Raw genomic sequence first — 17806 nt, forward strand, 5'->3', positions numbered from 1 at the left:
GGACGCTCGCACGGAGCCTGCCCAACCGGAATACTTTCGCTCCGGGAATGATCCGCGTCGCCTCCGGCGCCGTTTCGCCCGACACGTCCAACCGCCCGAATCGCCGCCGATGCCCGCTTCGCCCGCACTCCCGCCGGTTTCGCTGATGAGCGTTTCGCCGCCGCTGGCCCAGTTGAACGACCTGTTCGAGGGCGGCGGTCTCTGGGCGATCGTGGTCATCGCCGGGGTGGCGATGGCCGCCCTGCTGGGCTTCGTGTTCCTGGTGCTGTTCGCCCGGTACTTCAAGCTGTGGTTGCGGGCGTTCTTCAGCGGCGTGCGCGTCTGGCCCTGGACGCTGGTCTTCATGAGCCTGCGGAAGGTGAACCCCTCCGTAATCGTGGACAGCAAGATCATGGCGGTGCAGGCCGGCATCCCGCCGATCTCCACCGACCAGATGGAGGCCCACTATCTGGCGGGCGGCAACGTGCGGAACATCATCCGGGCCCTGATCGCCGCCGAACGGGCCAGCATCGACCTCGACTGGCAGACCGCCGCCGCGATCGACCTCGCCGGCCGGAACGTGCTCGAAGCCGTTCAGACCAGCGTCGACCCGAAGGTGATCGACTGCCCGGACCCCCGCCGCCACGGCCGCAACACGCTCGACGGCGTGGCGAAGGACGGCATCCAGCTGAAGGCCCGCGCCCGCGTGACGGTGCGGACGAACATCCAGCAGCTCGTCGGCGGGGCGACGGAGGAAACGGTCATCGCCCGGGTGGGCGAGGGGATCGTCTCCGCGATCGGGTCCTCGGCCTCCCACAAGCTGGTGCTGGCGGACCCGGTGATGATCGCCAAGGCGGTGCTGGCGAAGGGGCTCGACAGCCAGACGGCCTACGAAATTGTCTCGATCGACATCGCCGACATCGACGTCGGCGACAACGTCGGCGCCCGCCTGCAGGCCGACCAGGCCGAGGCCGACATGCGGATCGCCCGGGCCAAGGCCGAGGAACGCCGGGCGATGGCCGTCGCGAACGAGCAGGTCCAGCGGGCGGTCACGCAGGAGAACCAGGCGAAGGTCGTGCTGGCCGAGGCGGAGATTCCCCTCGCCATGGCCGAAGCCTTCCGCCGCGGCGGCCTCCGGGCCGACGAGAATGGCAACGTCCACGAACCCCGCGGCCACGCCGGCAACGGGCAGGCGTCCGTCGGGGCGTGAACCGTGGCCGAGTACCAGCTGCTCCTGTTCGCCGGATGCCTGCTGGTCGGTTCGACGCTCGGGGCAGGTCTGGTTTTCTGGAAGCCGCGGTGGCTCTTCCCGCCGCCGGAGAAGCTGAAGGCGGTCGAGCGGTTTCATCAGAAATACGACTGGATCGTCTTTGTCATCGGGGTCCCCTTCGGCCTCGTCATGGCGAAGGGCGCGTTTGAACGGTCGTTGGATCTGTTCGCATGGTTCTTCGTCGGGATGGCGCTGCTCAACGTCGTCGCCCTCGCCCTGACGGTCGGCGGCCGTTTCACCACGCAGCGCAAGTCCGAGGACAGGCCCCCCGCGGAGCGATAGGCGCCGGTCGCCGCGGCGCCGGCCGGGCTCCGAGGGACTTCGTCCCTCGCTCCGCCTCCGCCGTGCCCACTCCTTTTATCTGTTTCTGCTCGGCCTGCACGTCTGCTGCACGGTCGTCGCGGCGGTCGATACGTGGCGCGTTCGGGAGGACGTTCCCTGGGCCGGCGGGCTGACTGACGCGGTGGTCCGTGACGCTGCTGTTTGCGGGGCTGCTCCTCTTAGATCTACTTGTCCTGCCAGCGGGGCTGATACTGGCGATGACTAGCCGCAGCGGCACCGTCGGGCAGGCCGCATTGGAACTGAGGATGTGGGGCTTCGGGCTGGTTCTGCCCGCGATTCCGTTCACTGTGTCGGGCGCTCTTGCGGCGGGAATCGCGGCGGCGGTGCGGGAGGCCCGCGGGATCGGGGGCGGGGGGGCGTCGTTCGCGGCGTGGGTCTTTGGCAGGGGATTGCTGTTCGCCCACCTCGTGCTCTGGGTAATGTTCGGGGCGATTCCGACGGTCTGACGCCGCAAATCGGACAGCGAACGGCGAACCGGCGCGTGCGGACGCGGGAGCCGGCCGGGACGACCGCCGGCAGGTCCGGTCCTGTGGGTCCGATCGGGGAGGATGAATGCGGGGGCGCCGAGGGCGGCGGAGCGCCGCGTTCCGGCGCCCCGCCGCTATGACCGGCGGGCGGCGGCGTTAGTCTGGGGGCGACCGCTCGCTTCTCCCCCCGCTCCGCATGGCCGATTCGCCTGTTCGCAACGTCCCCGCGACCGGCCCCCGCTCCGGTTCGGCCGACGCCTCCGCCGCCGCCCGCGGCGCCCGGGCCGACGTGGCCTGCCCCACCTGCGACGAACTGGTCCGTCCCGGACTGGTGCGCTGCTGGAGTTGCGGCGGGTTCATGCGGTCCGACGTCGCCGACCGCTACGCCGAACTGCAGGGGGAACGCGCGGAGGTGGCGTACCAGCCGCTGCCGGAGCTGGATCAGAACGCCGCCTCGAAACTCGCCTCCGAGGCGCAGGCCGCCGCCCGCAGCGCCCCGGACGAGGACGCCGACTTTGAACTGACCGGCGAGTTCGCCGTCGGGGGCGGCGACGCCGGCGCTGCCTCGGGCGTTGCCGACGCCGCGGGCGATGATCCCGAGGACGAGTTCACGATGGCGGACGTCGAGGACGCCAGCTATTCCGCCCCCCGCGTCGGCAACGCCGCGTCGAAGTCGAAGGCCAGGAAGCCGGTCGAGAAGCCGGCCGGGGAAGAGGGCGACACCTTCTCGATCTCCGACGCCGACGACGCCGACGACGAAGCGCCCGCAGCCGGCACGCCCGCGAAGAAGTCGGCCCGCCCGGCCAAGCCGCCGGCGGAAGGGGACGACGTGGCCCACTCCGAGGCGACCGGGGGCGACGTGCTGTTGGACATCGCCCTACAGGAGGTCGGTCTGGATCGCGGCGGCAAGCGTCGCGGGCTGGTGGTCAAGGGGGACAAGATCCTGCTGCACTGTCCGGCCGGGCATCCGGTAAAGGTCGCCCGCAAGCATGGCGGCAAGGTCGGCCGCTGCCCGCACCCCGGCTGCGGCCTGCGGTACCTCGTCCCCGTCGTGCCGCCGGACCCGACCGAGGAACCGGACGCCGACGCCGCGACCCCCGACGCCGCCGCGGACGCCGCCGCCGCCCCGAAGGCCCCGGCCGGCCCGCCGGACGAACTCGCCGCGGGCGCGTTCACCCGGTACATCGACGGCGTGCGGCTGCACACGGTCGTGCCGGCCAAGGTGAAGTCGAAGGCCGATTCGCAGGCCAAGGCGTTCGAGGAAGCGGACCTCGCCCTCTCCCCGGCCTCCCTGCTGGTCGTCACGATGGAGGGTAAGAAGGGCGCGTTCGGCCTCGGCGGCGAAAAGCCGGCCCAGGTGCGGGTCAAGGTGCGGGAGCACCTCTCCGCGGAGGCCCCGGACCTCGCCGCCCTGCCGGTCCCGCACGTGTTGCTGGCGGGGGAGAACGCGGGGGAGGTCGCCGTCGAGTACCCCTCGAACCTGCCGCACGAATCCAAGTTCGGCGGGGAGCCGGTGTTCGGCACCGGCCGCATCGCCCTGCGGCTGCCCCGCACCGGCGGGGAGAAGGACGCCGATCAGCCGCCGGAGAAGCAGTCGTTGCGGTTCGTCTCGCTGACGCTCAGCCAGTACCGCCGCTTCGCCGCGGCGATGGAGGAGTTCGGCTTCGCCCCCGGCCCGGGCGGCCGCTACGCCCCCGACGCCCCGATCCCCCGGACCGACGACGCCCCGGTTCACACCGGCCACTACACGGACGCCCCGGTGCCGGAACTGCCCCGGCCGGACCTGTACCAGGCCGACCCGAAACTGAACGTCGTCGTTTCCGGCTACCGCTGCCAGAGCTGCGGGCTGATCGTCTCGGAGGATGGCCGCAAGAAGGAGAAGCTCGGCGGGGCGAACGGCAAGGGCCTGGCGAAGGCGAAGTGTCCCAAATGCGGCGAGAAGTTCGGTAACCAGCCGCTCTACAAGCTCGCCGACGCCAAGCCGGACGCCAAAGCCTGACCCGGGGACGCACCGGGCCGAATCACGATTCGGCCCGGTGCGTCAACTGTCCCCCGCCGGCCCCGCGAATGGGGCCGAGAGGCGGCGGGCGGTGGGGAAGCGGACGGTTCGCGGGGCGCGGGGGCTTGGGTCAACATCGCTGCGGGCAGCGGTGCGCGAAGCGGCGGGGAGGCGTAAGATGATGCCGGCCGGACGGTTGCGCTGCCGAATCCCGCGCCGTCCCGGACAGGGCACGCTTGACCCCGCGGCTGTAGGATTTACGGTTGTGAACCGGCGGACCTTCCGCGGGCGAACGCTTCGGACCGCAAACGTCATCTCCTCACCCGCTCGCGGGGGGTTGACGAACCCCGGCCGAGCGTACGCTCGTATCATGGGACGGGCGCCGTTTCCCCGCGCTCCGTTCCCCCTCCCGCCTCGCCTCGAATGTCGTACGGTCCGTCAGACCTCGGGCAATCTACGAGCGGGTCGTATCACACCGGCGCCGACGACTTCAAGGAGCAAGTCCGCGTCCGCAGCGACATCGCCCAGGTCATCGGCGAGTCCATCTCCCTGAAGGCCCTCCGCGGCGGGGCGGAACTGGCCGGGCTCTGCCCGTTCCACGACGACCGCAACCCCTCGCTGAAAGTCTACCCGGACCGGCAGACCTTCCGTTGCTGGTCCTGCGACACCGGCGGGGACGTCTTCTCCTTCGTGATGAAGTACGACGGGCTGGACTTCTACTCCGCCCTCAAGCACCTCGCCCAGCGGGCCGGGCTGGAGATGCCTGAGCGGACCGGTCCCCGTCCGTCCTCGGACGGCCCGGACCGCAGCCGCCTGCTGGAGGTTCTCGCCTGGGCCGACCGGCAGTGCCACACGCTGCTCACCCGCGGGTCCGAGGCGAAGGTCGCCCGGGAGTACCTGTCCAGCCGCGGCATCCACGCGGACCTCGCCAAGACGTTCGGCCTCGGCTACCACCCGCCGAGTTGGACGTGGTTGGTCGACCGGGCGAAAGGTCTGTACGACCGGGACGAACTGATCGCCGCGGGCGTGGCGGGCGAGAAACGGGACGGCAGCGGCCTGCGGGACCATCCGCTGTTCCCCGGGCGTGTCATCTTTCCGATCCGCGACGAACGCGGCCGCACGATCGCCTTCGGCGGCCGTCAACTCCCCGGCGACGACTTCGGCGGCAAGTACATCAACAGTTCCGAGGGCGTCCTCTTCCACAAGTCGAAGGTGCTGTACGGCCTGGACGTGGCCCGGGACGAGATCCGCAAGCCGACCTGCGACACCGCGCTGGTCGTGGAGGGTTACACAGACACCCTCGCCCTGCACCACGCCGGCTACCCCAACGTCGTCGCCACGCTGGGCACCGCCCTCACCAAGGAGCACGTCGGCGTGCTGCGGCGGTTCACCAATCGCATCGTGCTGGTCCTCGACGGCGACCGGGCCGGGCAGGACGCCGCCGAGAAGGCGTTGCAAAAATTGCTCGCCGAAAGCGTCGACCTGCGCGTGTTGACGCTCCCCGCGGGAACCGATCCGGCGGATTTCGTGTCCGAACGGCCGGAGGAGTTCGGCAAGCTCGTCGCCGACGCCCCGGAAGCCCTTGACTTCAAACTCTCCCGCGTGACCGCCCGCCACGGCGGGGACGCGTTGCAGGCCGGCGACGCGGCCACGAAGGAGATGCTCGAACTGCTCCGCACCGACCCCGGCCTCGCCGGGACGCGGCGGGGCGACCTCGTGCTGATGCGGACCAGCGAACGCTTCGGCGTGCCCGAACGCCGCCTGCGGGCCGACCTGAAGGCCCCCTCGGCCCAGCCGCGCCGCTTCGAGCCCGAGCCGCCGCCGGAACAGCGTCGCCCGCAGGAGCCGCCGGTTCCCAAGCCGACCGGCGACGAACTCGCCGAGGCCGAGCTGCTGAAAATCTTACTCACGCGGCCGGACCTGTTCCCCGCGGCCCACGCCGTCGTCGGCTCCGCCGATCTGCGGCACCCGGGCCTGCGGCGGCTGTTCGAACTGTGCGAGGACGCCGAGGAATTGGACGGCGAAGTCACCCTGCCCGGCGTGCTGAACGCCGCGGCCCCGCAGGGGGATTCGCCGCTCAAACGCTTCGCCGTCGCCCTCATGGCCGAGGCCGACGCCCAGCAACTCCGCGGTCGGTTGGACGGCACGGTCGCCGGCGGGCTCGTGGAGTCCGGCACGCGACGTGCAGCCTTTTCTGCCGACGGACTTGCGGCGGGCGCGGCCACGACGGCCCGCGACGCGGTTCGTCGCGAAGACGGCTCCCAGGAGGGGACCCCCGCTCATCACGCGGCCGGCGGCGTGCCGCCGCTGCTCGCGTTGGCGTTGTCGGCGATCACCCGCCGGCGACGCGCCCGGCAGGCTCGCGGACAGCGGGCCGACCTCGCCCACGCTCCGGTCTCCGCCGGCGGACTCGACGAGGCCACCCGCGCCCTGCTCCGCCGTCAGGCGGACCTGCACGCCGCCCGACACGCTCGTCCCGGCTAGCCCGAACCTTCCCCGGCCCCGCGCCGGACTCGTTTTCAATCCCGTTTTTTTCGTCCTCCCGCCGCCCTGCCCCCGCCGCGTTTGCGACGGGCTTTATTGAACCCCGCCCCGGAGAATCCTCATGCACCAGCTTAAAGAAGACATCAACGCCCTCGTCGAGATTGCCCAGGAGCAGGGCGGCGACGGGCAGGGGTGGGTGCTGTATCGGCAGGTCAACGATTATCTCCCGGATGAGGCCCCGAACCCGGAAAAGCTCGATCACCTGTTGGAGGCCTTGGACGCCCACGGGATCGACATCAAGCACGAGTTTGAAGTCGGCCTCCCCACGCCGGAGCGGGCCCGCAAGGCCCACCGCAAGCCGAAGGAATTGATCGGCGACGACAGCGGCAAGAAGATCGACGACCCGATCCGCATGTATCTCACCCAGATGGGCGAGATCCCCCTGCTGACCCGCGAGGAGGAGATCTACCTCGCCAAGACGATCGAGATCACCCGCAAGCGGTTCCGCCGGGAGTTCGTCAGCAGCGAGTACGCGATGCGGGAATGCATCGCGATGTTGGAAAAAGTCAACGAGGGCAACCTCCCCTTCGACCGCACCATTAAGGTCTCCGTCACCGAGGGGCTGGAGAAGACCCAGATCCAGGGCCGGATGCCGCACAACCTGAAGACGCTCCGCGCCTTCGAGGGGCAGAACGAGGCGGACTTCCATGTGATGATGGACCCCAAGTCCTCCGACAAGAAAAAGGCCGAGGCCAAGCACAGCTGGGACTGCCGCAAGCGGAAGATGACCGTGCTGGTGGAGGAATTGAGCCTCCGCACGCAGAAGATCATCCCGATCATGAAGCGGCTGGAGCAGATCGACGAACGCATGCAGGCGATCGTCCGCCAGATGGGCAAGCTCAAGAATTTGAAGAGCGCCGCCGAGGAGCGGGCGAACCTCCAGCGCGAGCTGGAAGATTTACAGAATATGACCCTGGAGACCCCCGAAGGGCTTAAGGCGAAGTGCCGGCTGATCCGCCACCGCTTCGGCGCCTACGAGCAGGCGATGCGGGAGCTGTCCGGCGGCAACCTGCGGCTGGTCGTCTCCATCGCCAAGAAGTACCGCAACCGCGGGCTGTCGTTCCTGGACCTGATCCAGGAAGGCAACACCGGCCTGATGCGGGCGGTCGATAAGTACGAGTACCGCCGCGGTTATAAGTTCAGCACCTACGCCACCTGGTGGATCCGCCAGGCGATCACCCGGGCGATCGCGGACCAGGCCCGCACGATCCGCATCCCGGTGCACATGATCGAGACGATGTCCAAGCTCCGCAAAGTGGCCAAGGCCCTGCTGCAGGAGTTCGGCCGCGAGCCGACCATGGAGGAGACCTCCGAGGCCGCCGGCATCACCCTTGAGGAGACGAAGCGGGTGATGAAGATCAGCCGTCACCCGATCTCCCTGGACCGCCCGGTCGGCGAGAGCGAGGACAGCTACTTCGGCGACTTTATCGAGGACGAAAGCTCCGACAGCCCGGTCAACGCGGCCACGACGGAGATGCTGAAGGACAAGATCGACGTCGTCCTGAAGACCCTGACCTACCGCGAGCGGGAGATCATCAAGCTCCGCTACGGCCTGGGCGACGGCTACACCTACACCCTCGAAGAGGTCGGCCGCATCTTCAAGGTGACGCGGGAACGCGTCCGCCAGATCGAAGCCAAGGCCGTCCGCAAGCTGCAACACCCGATCCGCAGCAAGCAGCTCAAGGGCTTCATGGACGTCGTCACCACCGCTGCCGGCGAGTGACCGCAGATAAATGAAGAACCGCGACCGTCAGGGAGCCGGCTCCCTGACGGTCGCGGTTCTAAGCTTCGGAAGCGACCCGCCAATGGTTGAACAGTCCATCATCACCGTTGTGACGTGGATGTTTCTAGCGGGCCTCTACTGGCTGGTGCGGCGTGAGTCGAGGACAGCTCAGGCCGGCGTCGCTGAATACGCCGACGCACTCAAATGGTTCGTTCGCGTCGGATGGTTGCTGACTGTCGGGGGCGTATTGTTCGTCGGATTGACGCTGCGAGGACAGGATTACTGGGCCGCGATGGGAATGGCGGGATTGTTCGCGGCGTTAATTCTCATCCTCCACTTGGAGGCGTTTTTCGTGCGGGTCGCCTTGGACGGTGAGTTTCTGCTCACCAGTTCACCGTGGAGGCGTGATCGGGTGATCCCGGTTTCCGCGGTGACCGGCTGCGACTATTCACCGTCCATGCAGTGGTACCGGGTCTATACGGCGGGCTACGGCGTCGTCCGCCTACACTGGATGATGAAAGGGATCGGCGGCTTGCTGGCGGCTTTGCCTGTGCAAGTTCCGAAGGGCCCTTCAAGTCCCGGACAGGACGCCCATGAGATGAACTCTGGGGCCGCTTCCACAGGGGCAAGTGCCGTTGGTCGGAACTTAGAGCCCACCCCGCCGCCGTGAACCCGCCGCTCGGTTGGGAGTTCGCCCTTCTCGCGCTCGCGATCCTGGCCTGGGGGCTGTTTATGCTGGTCACCGGCCGATACCTCGGGCCCCGCACGGGGACCGTCCGGCTCCGCCGGGGCACGACGGTCCCGCCGCTCTACGCCCGGACGATGGGGGCGGTGGTGGCGGCGTTCGGGGCGTACCTCTCGCTGTTCGCCCTCGGCCTCGTGCGGTGAGAACTGGACCCGCTCCACTGGGTGCCGCGGGGCGATCCGCAGGCGGGTATGATCTGGCCGGGCGCTCCGCAGTGGGGATGCGCCGCTCATTCAGGGCAGGACAGTGGACTGGAACGACATCGCCTCGGCCGCGGTCACGCTGTTTCTGATTATGGATCCGCTGGGGAACGTGCCGGTCTTCAACGCGGTGCTCTCGAAGTTGGAGCCGGAGCGTCGGACGGCGGTCGTCGCCCGGGAACTGGTGATCGCACTGGGCATCCTGCTGGGGTTCCTGTTCGCGGGGAATGCCATCCTGGCGTTCCTCGGGCTGACGGAGACGTCGCTGAATATCGCCGGCGGGGTGCTGTTGTTCATTATTTCGCTGCGGATGATCTTCCCCGGCCGCGGGGACGCGAACGTCGAAACGGAAATTGAAGACCCGTTCATCGTGCCGCTGGCCGTCCCCCTGATCGCCGGCCCCTCGACGATCGCGGCGCTGCTGCTGTTTCGGTCCAAGGAGCCGGATCACATGCTCGAATGGACCGCGGCCCTGTTGCTCGCCTGGCTGGGCACGACTGTGCTGCTGGTGGGCTCGCCGAAGATCCTCGCCGTCGTCGGCCGGCGGGGCGCCCGGGCGTTGGAACGGCTGATGGGGATGATCCTCGTGCTGCTCGCCACGCAGATGTTATTAAACGGCGTCGGCGACTTCGTGCGGAGCCTCTGAGGCGGCGTGTCGGGGCCTTCGGTGCGTTCCCGTCCGTGGCGATTGGGGAACGCTCCCCGATCTGGCGGGCGAGCCGCGAAACGGCTGCCGGAACGGCTCAGAATCGCTGGCGACCGGCGGCGGCGGCGGTTCTGATGGGGGCATGAACGACCCCGCAGATTGCCGCTTCCGCCGTCTCCGGTCGCTCGGGCTGGCCGCCTCGCTGTGGGCGGTCGCCTGGGCGGGGACCGTCGCCGCAGCGGCGGAGGAGCGACCGAACGTCCTGGTGATCCTCGCGGACGACCTCGGGTACGGGGACGTGGGCTGCTACAATCCGGAGTCCCGCATCGCGACGCCGCACCTGGATCGGCTGGCCGCGCAGGGCATGCGGTTCACCGACGCCCACGCCCCGTGCACCGTGTGCACGCCCACGCGGTACGGGCTGCTGACAGGCCAGATGCCGTTCCGCGTGCCGAACGGCGGCCGCGTATTCTCGGGCGCCGGCGGGCCGTCGCTGATCGCCCCGGGCAAACTCACCCTCCCGGAGATGCTCCGGCAGGAGGGCTACACGACGGCCTGCGTGGGGAAGTGGCATCTCGGGCTGACGTTCTATGACGAAGCGGGCGCCCCGATTCACGACGGCGGTCCCGAGGGCGTCCGCCGCATCGACCACGACCGCCGCATCGACGGCGGACCGCTCGATTGCGGGTTCGATTCGTTCTTCGGAACCGCCTGCTGTCCCACGACGGACTGGCTGTACGCCTACATCGACGGCGCCCGCATCCCGGTTCCCCCGACCGGCCTGCTCGACAAGTCGACGCTCCCTAATCACGACTACTCCCTCGACAACCGCCGCGGTTTGCAGGCCTCGGACTTCGACCTGGAAACCGTCGACCTCGAGTTTCTGGAGCGAAGCCGGACGTTCCTGCGGGAACACGTCGCCGAGACCCCGGAGCGGCCGTTCTTTCTGTTTCACTCCGCCCAGGCGGTGCACCTGCCCTCGTTCCCGGCGGACCAATACAAAGGGAAAAGCGGCGCCGGCCCGCACGGCGACTTTATCCTCGAACTGGACGACGTCGTCGGCGAATTGATGACGACGTTGGACGAACTGGGCGTGGCGGACGACACGTTGGTGCTGTTTACCAGCGACAACGGGCCGGAGGTCCCCTCGGTGTATCACATGCGGCACGACCACGACCACGACGGCGCCCGCCCGTGGCGGGGCGTGAAGCGGGACAACTGGGAAGGCGGCCACCGCGTGCCGTTCCTCGTCCGCTGGCCGGGGCGGGTCGCGCCGGGCGCCGTCTCGGACGCACTCGTCTCGCTGACGGACGTGATGGCGACCGCCGCGGAGATCGTCGGCTATGAACTGCCGAACGATGCCGCGGAGGACAGCTTCAGCCTGCTGCCCGTCTTGTCGTCGGAGCCCTCGGACAACCCGGTCCGTCCCTACCTGCTCGTGCAGGGGTTCCGCGGCCGGGGGACGCTGGCGTTGCGACGCGGCGATTGGGCGTACCTCGACCACCCCGGCTCCGGCGGCAACGACTACGCCGGTCACCCGCAACTCCGGGAGTATCAGCTCCCCGAACCGGCGCCGGAGGCCCGGTTCTCCCTCTACAATCTGGAAAAGGATCCCGGGCAGCGGGACGACTTGGCGGACGTGGAGTCGGAGGTTGTGGAGGAGATGCAATCGCTTCTTCAGAAGACGAAAGCGGAAGGCCGCAGCGCCCCGACACGGGACTGACTACCCCAAGACCGACCGGGACGGAACGGACCGCCTCGCGATCGGGCTCACGCCGGGGCGTTGAGGCGTTCCTGGCGGTCGTATTCCAGCAGGCCGCTGATTAATTCTTCGAGGTTCCCCTGCATCACCTGGTCGAGCTTGTGGATGCTCAGGCCGATGCGGTGGTCGGTGATGCGGTTCTGGGGGAAGTTATAGGTGCGAATCCGCTCGCTGCGGTCGCCGGAGCCGATGAGGGTGCGGCGGGACTCGGCCCGGGCCTCGTTCGCCTCGGACTCGCGCAGTTCCAACAACCGGCTGCGGAGCACGCGCATCGCCTTGGCGCGGTTCTTGTGCTGGGATTTTTCGTCCTGAATCTTCACCACCAGCCCGCTGGGGATGTGGGTGATGCGGACGGCGGACTCCGTTTTATTTACCTTCTGCCCGCCCGGCCCGCCGGCCCGCATGGTGTCGACCTGCAAATCTTCCGGGTCGAGCGTCACCTCCACCTCGCTGGCCTCGGGCAGCACGGCGACGGTGGCGGCGCTGGTGTGCACGCGGCCCTGCGTTTCCGTCTCCGGCACCCGCTGGACCCGGTGGCCGCCGGATTCGAATTGCAGATTCAAAAAGGCGCCGTCGCCGGTGACGCTGAAGGTTAGTTCGCGGAACCCGCCGAGGTCCGTCGTGCTGCTGTCGATCACTTCGATCTTCCAGCCCTTGGTCTCGCAGTAGCTGCGGTACATCTCCCACAGGTCGCGGGCGAACAGGGCGGCCTCGTCGCCGCCGGCGCCGCTGCGGATCTCCATGATGAGCGAACCGCGCGTCGCCGCGTCGCCGGCCGCGGCGAGCTCTTCCAGCTCCGCGGCCATCTTCTTTCGCTGGGACTCCAGTTCGTGCACCTCGGCCTCGGCGTAGGCCCGGGCCTCGGCGTCGGTCTCCTCCTCGGCCATCTCCCGGGCCGCGGCGAGGTTCTCCTCCAGTTCGTGATAGGCCCGGACGGGAATCGCAACCTTTTGCAGGCCGCCGTGCTCCCGCTGGAGCTCGATCATCCGATCGATGTCGGAGGTGATGTCCGGGCTCTGGAGCAGCCGTTCCAGCTCCTCGAAGCGGACGAGTTTCTGTTCGAGGGAGGGGAACATGGGCCGTAGGGTCCGCTCTGCGGACCGTGTGCGAATCGGGTGGGGCGGCGAAAGACGGCCCGCACAGCGGACCCGACGGTCGGCGCATGAAAAAGCCCGGGCCGTCGATCACGGCCCGGGCGACGAGTCGCGGCGCTACTCCGCGGCGACGGGCTGCTGCGCTTCTTCGCCGGCCGGCTTCTTCTTGGCGAACTTGGCGTACTTCTTCTGGAACTTCTCGACGCGGCCGGCACTGTCCACGTACTTCATTTTACCCGTGTAGAACGGGTGCGACGTGCTGGAGATGTCCACCTTCACCAGCGGGTATTCGCTGCCTTCGAAGGTCGTCTTCTCCTTGGACGCCATCGTGGAGCGGGTGAGGAACTCCTCGCCGCTGTTGGTGTCCCGGAACACGACCGGGCGGTAGTCGGGGTGGATGTCTTTTTTCATCGAATCAGCAGGGCGTCGGCCGGAAGCGCGGGGTCATCAGGATATTCCGCGGTCGCGAAACCGCAACCCGGACGGGGGTCGGGCGGGGGAACGAAGAGCGAAGAGTCGGTTCAGGCGACGCGACGCTGCGGTTCGGCGGTCGGCAGGACGGAGTCCGCGGCGGGTCGGGAGCGGCCCGTCACCAACTGCCCCCAGCGGGTGCGGCGGGAGAGCGGTTCGGCCGCCCACGTCAGCCCCAGCGCCACGCAGAAGACGGCGGCGAACTCCAGGTCCGGCGGGGCGTCGACGAACCACAGGCCCAGATGCAGCGAACCGACCAACGGCTGATGGACGATGTAAATCCAGAACGACGCCCCCGCCAACGCCGTGACGATCCTCCCGGCCGGCCGGCGGGAGCTGGCGCCGTGCACCAGCGCCGCGGTCGTCGCCAGACCGGCGCACAGGGCCGCGGGCAGGACGAAGCCCCGCTCCGAGCCGTCCCGGAGGACCGCTTCGCGGACCGTCAGCACCAGCGGGACGGCCGCGGCCGCGGCGGCGAGCGTCAGGGGGAGGAACGTCGACCCGGCGGTCGCCAGCGAGGCCCGGTTCCGCCAGCAGAGCCAGCCGAACAGGAAGCACACGCCCGCATGCAGGAACTTCGCGGGGTGCGGGAACCACTGGTGCTGGAAGCCGAGATAAATCTCCGGCTCGACCGCCAACACGACCGCCAACCCCGCGGTCGGCAGCGTCCAGCGCCAGCCGGTCCGCATGATCGCATCCAGCCGGCCGAGAACCCGCGCGACAAGCGGTTCCTCGCCCCGATCCGCGGCGGCGGCGAGGGCGTCCAGCGGGATTTGGAACAGGGCCCAGAGGAAGAGAAACTGCAAGTACCAGAGGTGCGACGGCCCCCAGAGCACGTCTTCGATGGAGCCCGGCAGGTCCAACTCGCGGAACTCGTCCCAACTCAGCCGGCCGGTGAGGGGCAGCGAGACGACCCAGATCACCAGCGAGGCGGTCACCACCGTGGCGACGCCCACGACCAGCGGCACGAACACCCGCCGCACCCGACCGGAGACGAATCCCGCGACGTCTCCCCGTTGACCCAGCCGGGCGCTCCAGAAACCGCTCATGCCAAAGAACAGCGGCATGATGATCGCCTCCGCCGTCCAGAACAGCGGGTCCGCCAGCAGGCCGGCGCTCTCCTCGCCGACCGGCACGGTCCACAGCAGGCCCGGCAACTCGCCGCAGGCGTACGGCAGGGCGGCGTGAAAGGCGACGACCAGCAGCATCGCCGCCGCCCGCACCCGTTCGAACCCTGGCATCCGCCCGTCGTCGACGGCAGTGGCCGGGGCGACCGGGAAGAGCGGCAGCGTGGCGGTGCGGGCGGACACGCCCCCTATGTAGTTTGAGCGGCGGTGATTCGTCAGCGCAAAACTTGAGAGAAATCTCCGGGCTGAACGATCCGCCGGCTCAGGAGGCGCTCCCGTCGGCCGCCGCCGCCGCCGCCCGGCGGAGCTTGGCGAGGAAGGCGTCGCTCATCCCCGCCGCCCGCCGCGGCGGTTCGAGGAACGTGCGGCCCACCGCCCGGGCCGGCTGATTCGGCATCTCCAGCCGCGACGCCCACACGTCGAACTCGTCCCCCGTCCCTCCGGCAGGCGCCGGGGCGAACCGCCCCAGCCACCGCAGGCCAAAGGCGACATGTTCGATCTCATCCTCGTGGATCGCCCGCATCACCCCGGCCCCCTTCGGGTCGCCGGCGGCGTCGAACAGGGCGGCCAGCTCCAGCGACTCGTCCAGGTTGCGGGCCTCGAAGACCAGCGGAAGCACGCAGAGGTACTCCGCCTCGTCCCGAAACCGGGCGGCGCTCCGCCAGACGTGGCCGTTGACCGTGTGATCGCCGAACCGCGTGCCGCAGGCCTCCGCCCGGGCGAGGTGCATGCGGGTGTGCCGCAGTTCGTCGCACAAGATCGCCCCCAACTCCGCCCGAAACGCCGCCGGGGCCCGGGGGAAGGCCAGCAGCACGGCGGCCATCACCTCGGCGGCCTGCAACTCGTGATTGGCGAGGATGTGGTGGGCGACGCCCCGCCGGCCGCGGTCCCGCAGGGCGTCGCCCCGCGGCAGCTTCGGGCCGTTCTTCCGATAGCGGAACCGCAGCCCCCGCGGCCGGGCGGGCAGGGCGACGCGCACCGCGGAGCCGGGGCTTTCGTCGGTCAACGGCCCGCGGGGCGGGCGCAGTTTGCGGTCGATCTCCGCCGACAGCAGCACCCGGGCGGCGAGAGCGGACAGTTCCATGACGACCCGATGTTAGCCGCTCTCTTGAAGAGAGCGACTAACCCACCGCCTCCACGCCGACCGGGACGGTGAAGTTCACCATGTAGGCCCGGCGGAGCGGGTCGTGTTCGGCGGGCTGGGTCTCGCCGGCGCTGTCGGTGGCCCGGCTCATCAGGGTGTAGGAACCGGCCTGCGGCGGGGTCCAATCGAACCGCCAACGGGTCCAGACCAGCGGCTGCGGCTCGTCGACCAGCTTCGCTTCAGCCCACGTTTCGCCGCCGTCGGAGGAGAACTCGACCTTGGCGATCGCCCGCTCGCCGGCCCAGGCGGCGCCGCGGCAGACGTAGGCTTCGCCGGCCTTCACCCGTTCGCCGCGGGCCGGGCGGGCGAGGGAACTCTTCACCTGCATCCCGGTCAGCGGCACGAGTTGCTCGCCGGCGGGGGTGCGTTTGAAGATGGCGTAGTCGAACGTGCTGAAGAAGCCGTTGTCCGGTTCGTTCGTGACCGTGACGCGGTCAAGCCACTTCACGCTGGCGGCGCCGTACCAGCCGGGGACGATCGCCCGCAGCGGATAGCCGTGGTGGGGGGGCAGGGGCTCCCCGTTCATGTGCGTGGCGAGCAGCACGTCGTCGAGCGCCTTGGCGATCGGCAGGCCGCGGTTGTAGTGCAGCGGGGCCGGGTAGGCGGACAGCTTGCCGTGGTCGGCGCCCTGGAGCATCACGTGGTTCCGGTCCGAATCCTGGCGGGCCTCCGCCGTGGGATAGCCGCAGGCTTCCAGCACCTTCCGCAGCGGCGTGCCCTTCCAGACCGCGGTCCCGACGCCACCGGTCTCCCACAGCAGACCGCTCGGCTTGGGGACGAGGAAGATCCGGCCGTTGCCGGCGCACTCCATCGTGACGGTCTTCTCCTCAGTGCCCAACACCTCCAACTCTGCGAGGGTGAAGGTGCGGGGGGAGATGCGGACGTCGCCCAGCCCGCCGCCCGGTTCGCCGGGCATCCCGCCGACGGTCAGCGTCCAGGTCTTCGGGTCCGCCGGCGGGACGTCGAAGTGGCTGCGGACGTAGAACTGGTTCGTCGGCGTGAGCGGCCCGGAGAGGCTCGGCAGGGGGTACTCGAGGTTCCGCGGCTCCCACTGCCGGACGATCACCCCGGGGTGCGGGCCGGCGCCGGGGCCGCCGGTCGCCGCGGCGTCGACGGCTTCGCGGCCGGTGAGGGCGTCCGGCCGCACCGTGCCGTCCTGGGCGACGGCGGCCCGGCGGCCGGCGACGAGGGGGCCGGCGACGAAGGGACCGACCGCGGCGCCCGCGGCGGCGCCCTTCAGCACGGCCCGGCGGGACAGCAGCGAACGGCGGGAGGGGGGGGCGATCGGATCGGACATCGCGGCGGCCAGGGCGAATCGGGCGGCGGGAGAACGGATCGACGGTAGCGAATCCGGGGGTGAACCGCCCACCCCGCGGCGACGTTCCCCCGGTCAGCGACCGGCCGACCGCCTCCCACTCGCTACCGAAACGCCCCCCCGATGACGACACTCACCCCGCCCGCCCCGCCGCCGGACCCCGCCGGAACGTCGGCCGGGCCCCCCGCCGGCGTCTCTCCGAAGCTGGGCCGCCCGTCCGATCGACTGCTCCGCCGCGCCATGACCGACTCCGCCGACCCCGTCGCCCCCCGGCCGGTGAACGCCCCCCCGGGCGTGCCGGACAGCGTCAAACTGGTTCCCTATCCCAAGGCGATCCTGCTGTATCCGACGCTGTTCGCGTCGCTGATCGCGGCGATCTGGCTGACGGTCTCCCCGGCCGAAACCGTGACGACGCACATCGTCACCGCCGCCTGGCTGGGGCTGTTCACGCTGAACCTGGTGGTGCTCTCCTTCGACTTTCCCCGCACCGCCAGCCTGACGCTGTTCTTCCTGCTGTTCGGGGTGGGAATGGGCCTGATCCTGCTGAACACCGCCCGCCCGGACTGGTTCCCGGCGGCGTTCGACGTGTTGGCCCGCATCAAGCCGTTCGCCAACGCGGCCTTCTTCTGGACGTTCAGCGGCGTCCTCGGAACCCTGTTCCTGTTCATCTTCCTCTCCACCCGATTCGACTACTGGGAGGTGCGGCCGAACGAACTGCTCCATCATCACGGGGCCCTGTCGAACCTGAAGCGGTACAGCGCCCCGAATCTGAAGATCGAAAAGGAGATCAACGACGTTTTCGAGTGGTTCCTGCTCCGCAGCGGCACGCTCATCCTGCACCCCAAGGACGAACCCCGGGCGATCGTGCTGGAGAACGTCCCGGGCATCAGCAAGAAGGAGGCGAAGATCACCCGGATGCTCTCCGCGTTGCAGGTCAGCGTGCGGCCGGACGAGTGACGGTTGCGGGCGCCTAAGCCG

Annotated in this window: 16 protein-coding genes; 11 read left to right on the top strand and 5 right to left on the bottom strand. The window is 69.5% G+C overall.

Annotated elements, in window-relative coordinates:
• Window positions 1–109 precede the first annotated feature (109 nt).
• The 10 genes from floA to CA12_RS11985 all read left to right on the top strand — a co-directional run bounded on the left by floA (window position 110) and on the right by CA12_RS11985 (window position 11638).
• Complete coding sequence (gene floA / locus CA12_RS11940; RefSeq protein ID WP_145359154.1) at window positions 110–1189, top strand: flotillin-like protein FloA; 1080 nt, start codon at window positions 110–112, stop codon at window positions 1187–1189.
• A gap of 3 nt (window positions 1190–1192) precedes the next feature.
• Window positions 1193–1531 carry a hypothetical protein gene (locus CA12_RS11945; RefSeq protein WP_145359155.1) on the top strand — a complete coding sequence of 113 codons (339 nt, stop codon included), beginning with the start codon at window positions 1193–1195 and terminating at the stop codon, window positions 1529–1531.
• Between the two features lie 188 nt (window positions 1532–1719).
• Window positions 1720–2037 carry a hypothetical protein gene (locus CA12_RS11950; RefSeq protein ID WP_145359156.1) on the top strand — a complete coding sequence of 106 codons (318 nt, stop codon included), beginning with the start codon at window positions 1720–1722 and terminating at the stop codon, window positions 2035–2037.
• Window positions 2038–2254: 217 nt separating this feature from the next.
• Complete coding sequence (locus tag CA12_RS22075) at window positions 2255–4057, top strand: hypothetical protein (protein ID WP_165700712.1); 1803 nt, start codon at window positions 2255–2257, stop codon at window positions 4055–4057.
• Window positions 4058–4480: 423 nt separating this feature from the next.
• Window positions 4481–6541, top strand: a complete 2061-nt coding sequence (gene dnaG, locus CA12_RS11960) for a DNA primase (protein ID WP_145359157.1) — start codon at window positions 4481–4483, stop codon at window positions 6539–6541.
• A 121-nt stretch (window positions 6542–6662) separates the two neighbouring features.
• Complete coding sequence (gene rpoD / locus CA12_RS23110; protein ID WP_145359158.1) at window positions 6663–8324, top strand: RNA polymerase sigma factor RpoD; 1662 nt, start codon at window positions 6663–6665, stop codon at window positions 8322–8324.
• Window positions 8325–8334: 10 nt separating this feature from the next.
• Window positions 8335–8994: a hypothetical protein gene (locus tag CA12_RS11970; RefSeq protein WP_145359159.1), complete on the top strand. Its 660-nt coding sequence runs from the start codon at window positions 8335–8337 to the stop codon at window positions 8992–8994.
• Window positions 8991–9212, top strand: coding sequence for a hypothetical protein (locus tag CA12_RS11975; RefSeq protein ID WP_145359160.1), 222 nt, complete (start codon window positions 8991–8993; stop codon window positions 9210–9212). Before CA12_RS11970 ends, CA12_RS11975 begins: the two co-directional genes overlap by 4 nt.
• 151 nt (window positions 9213–9363) lie before the next feature.
• On the top strand, window positions 9364–9915 hold the full coding sequence (locus tag CA12_RS11980; RefSeq protein WP_145361484.1) for a MarC family protein: 552 nt from the start codon (window positions 9364–9366) through the stop codon (window positions 9913–9915).
• A gap of 142 nt (window positions 9916–10057) precedes the next feature.
• Entirely contained in the window at window positions 10058–11638 is a 1581-nt protein-coding gene (locus tag CA12_RS11985) for a sulfatase family protein (protein WP_145359161.1), read from the top strand.
• A gap of 47 nt (window positions 11639–11685) precedes the next feature.
• Here the strand turns inward: CA12_RS11985 and prfA are convergent, their stop codons facing one another.
• From prfA to CA12_RS12010, 5 genes are all read right to left on the bottom strand, one after another.
• Complete coding sequence (gene prfA, locus CA12_RS11990) at window positions 11686–12753, bottom strand: peptide chain release factor 1 (protein WP_145359162.1); 1068 nt, start codon at window positions 12751–12753, stop codon at window positions 11686–11688.
• Between the two features lie 135 nt (window positions 12754–12888).
• On the bottom strand, window positions 12889–13182 hold the full coding sequence (locus CA12_RS11995; RefSeq protein ID WP_145359163.1) for a type B 50S ribosomal protein L31: 294 nt from the start codon (window positions 13180–13182) through the stop codon (window positions 12889–12891).
• A gap of 110 nt (window positions 13183–13292) precedes the next feature.
• Complete coding sequence (locus CA12_RS12000) at window positions 13293–14552, bottom strand: acyltransferase family protein (RefSeq protein WP_145359164.1); 1260 nt, start codon at window positions 14550–14552, stop codon at window positions 13293–13295.
• Window positions 14553–14631: 79 nt separating this feature from the next.
• On the bottom strand, window positions 14632–15453 hold the full coding sequence (locus tag CA12_RS12005) for a DUF455 family protein (RefSeq protein ID WP_145359165.1): 822 nt from the start codon (window positions 15451–15453) through the stop codon (window positions 14632–14634).
• A gap of 37 nt (window positions 15454–15490) precedes the next feature.
• The gene (locus CA12_RS12010) at window positions 15491–16810 is read right to left on the bottom strand and encodes a sulfite oxidase (protein ID WP_165700713.1); all 1320 of its coding nucleotides are present in this window, start codon (window positions 16808–16810) and stop codon (window positions 15491–15493) included.
• Window positions 16811–16951: 141 nt separating this feature from the next.
• On the opposite strand from CA12_RS12010, the gene CA12_RS12015 reads away from it, so the two are divergent.
• Window positions 16952–17785 carry a hypothetical protein gene (locus tag CA12_RS12015; protein WP_242687883.1) on the top strand — a complete coding sequence of 278 codons (834 nt, stop codon included), beginning with the start codon at window positions 16952–16954 and terminating at the stop codon, window positions 17783–17785.
• The last annotated feature ends 21 nt before the right edge of the window (window positions 17786–17806 follow it).

This window comes from Alienimonas californiensis, assembly GCF_007743815.1.
Classification (GTDB): Bacteria; Planctomycetota; Planctomycetia; order Planctomycetales; family Planctomycetaceae; genus Alienimonas; species Alienimonas californiensis.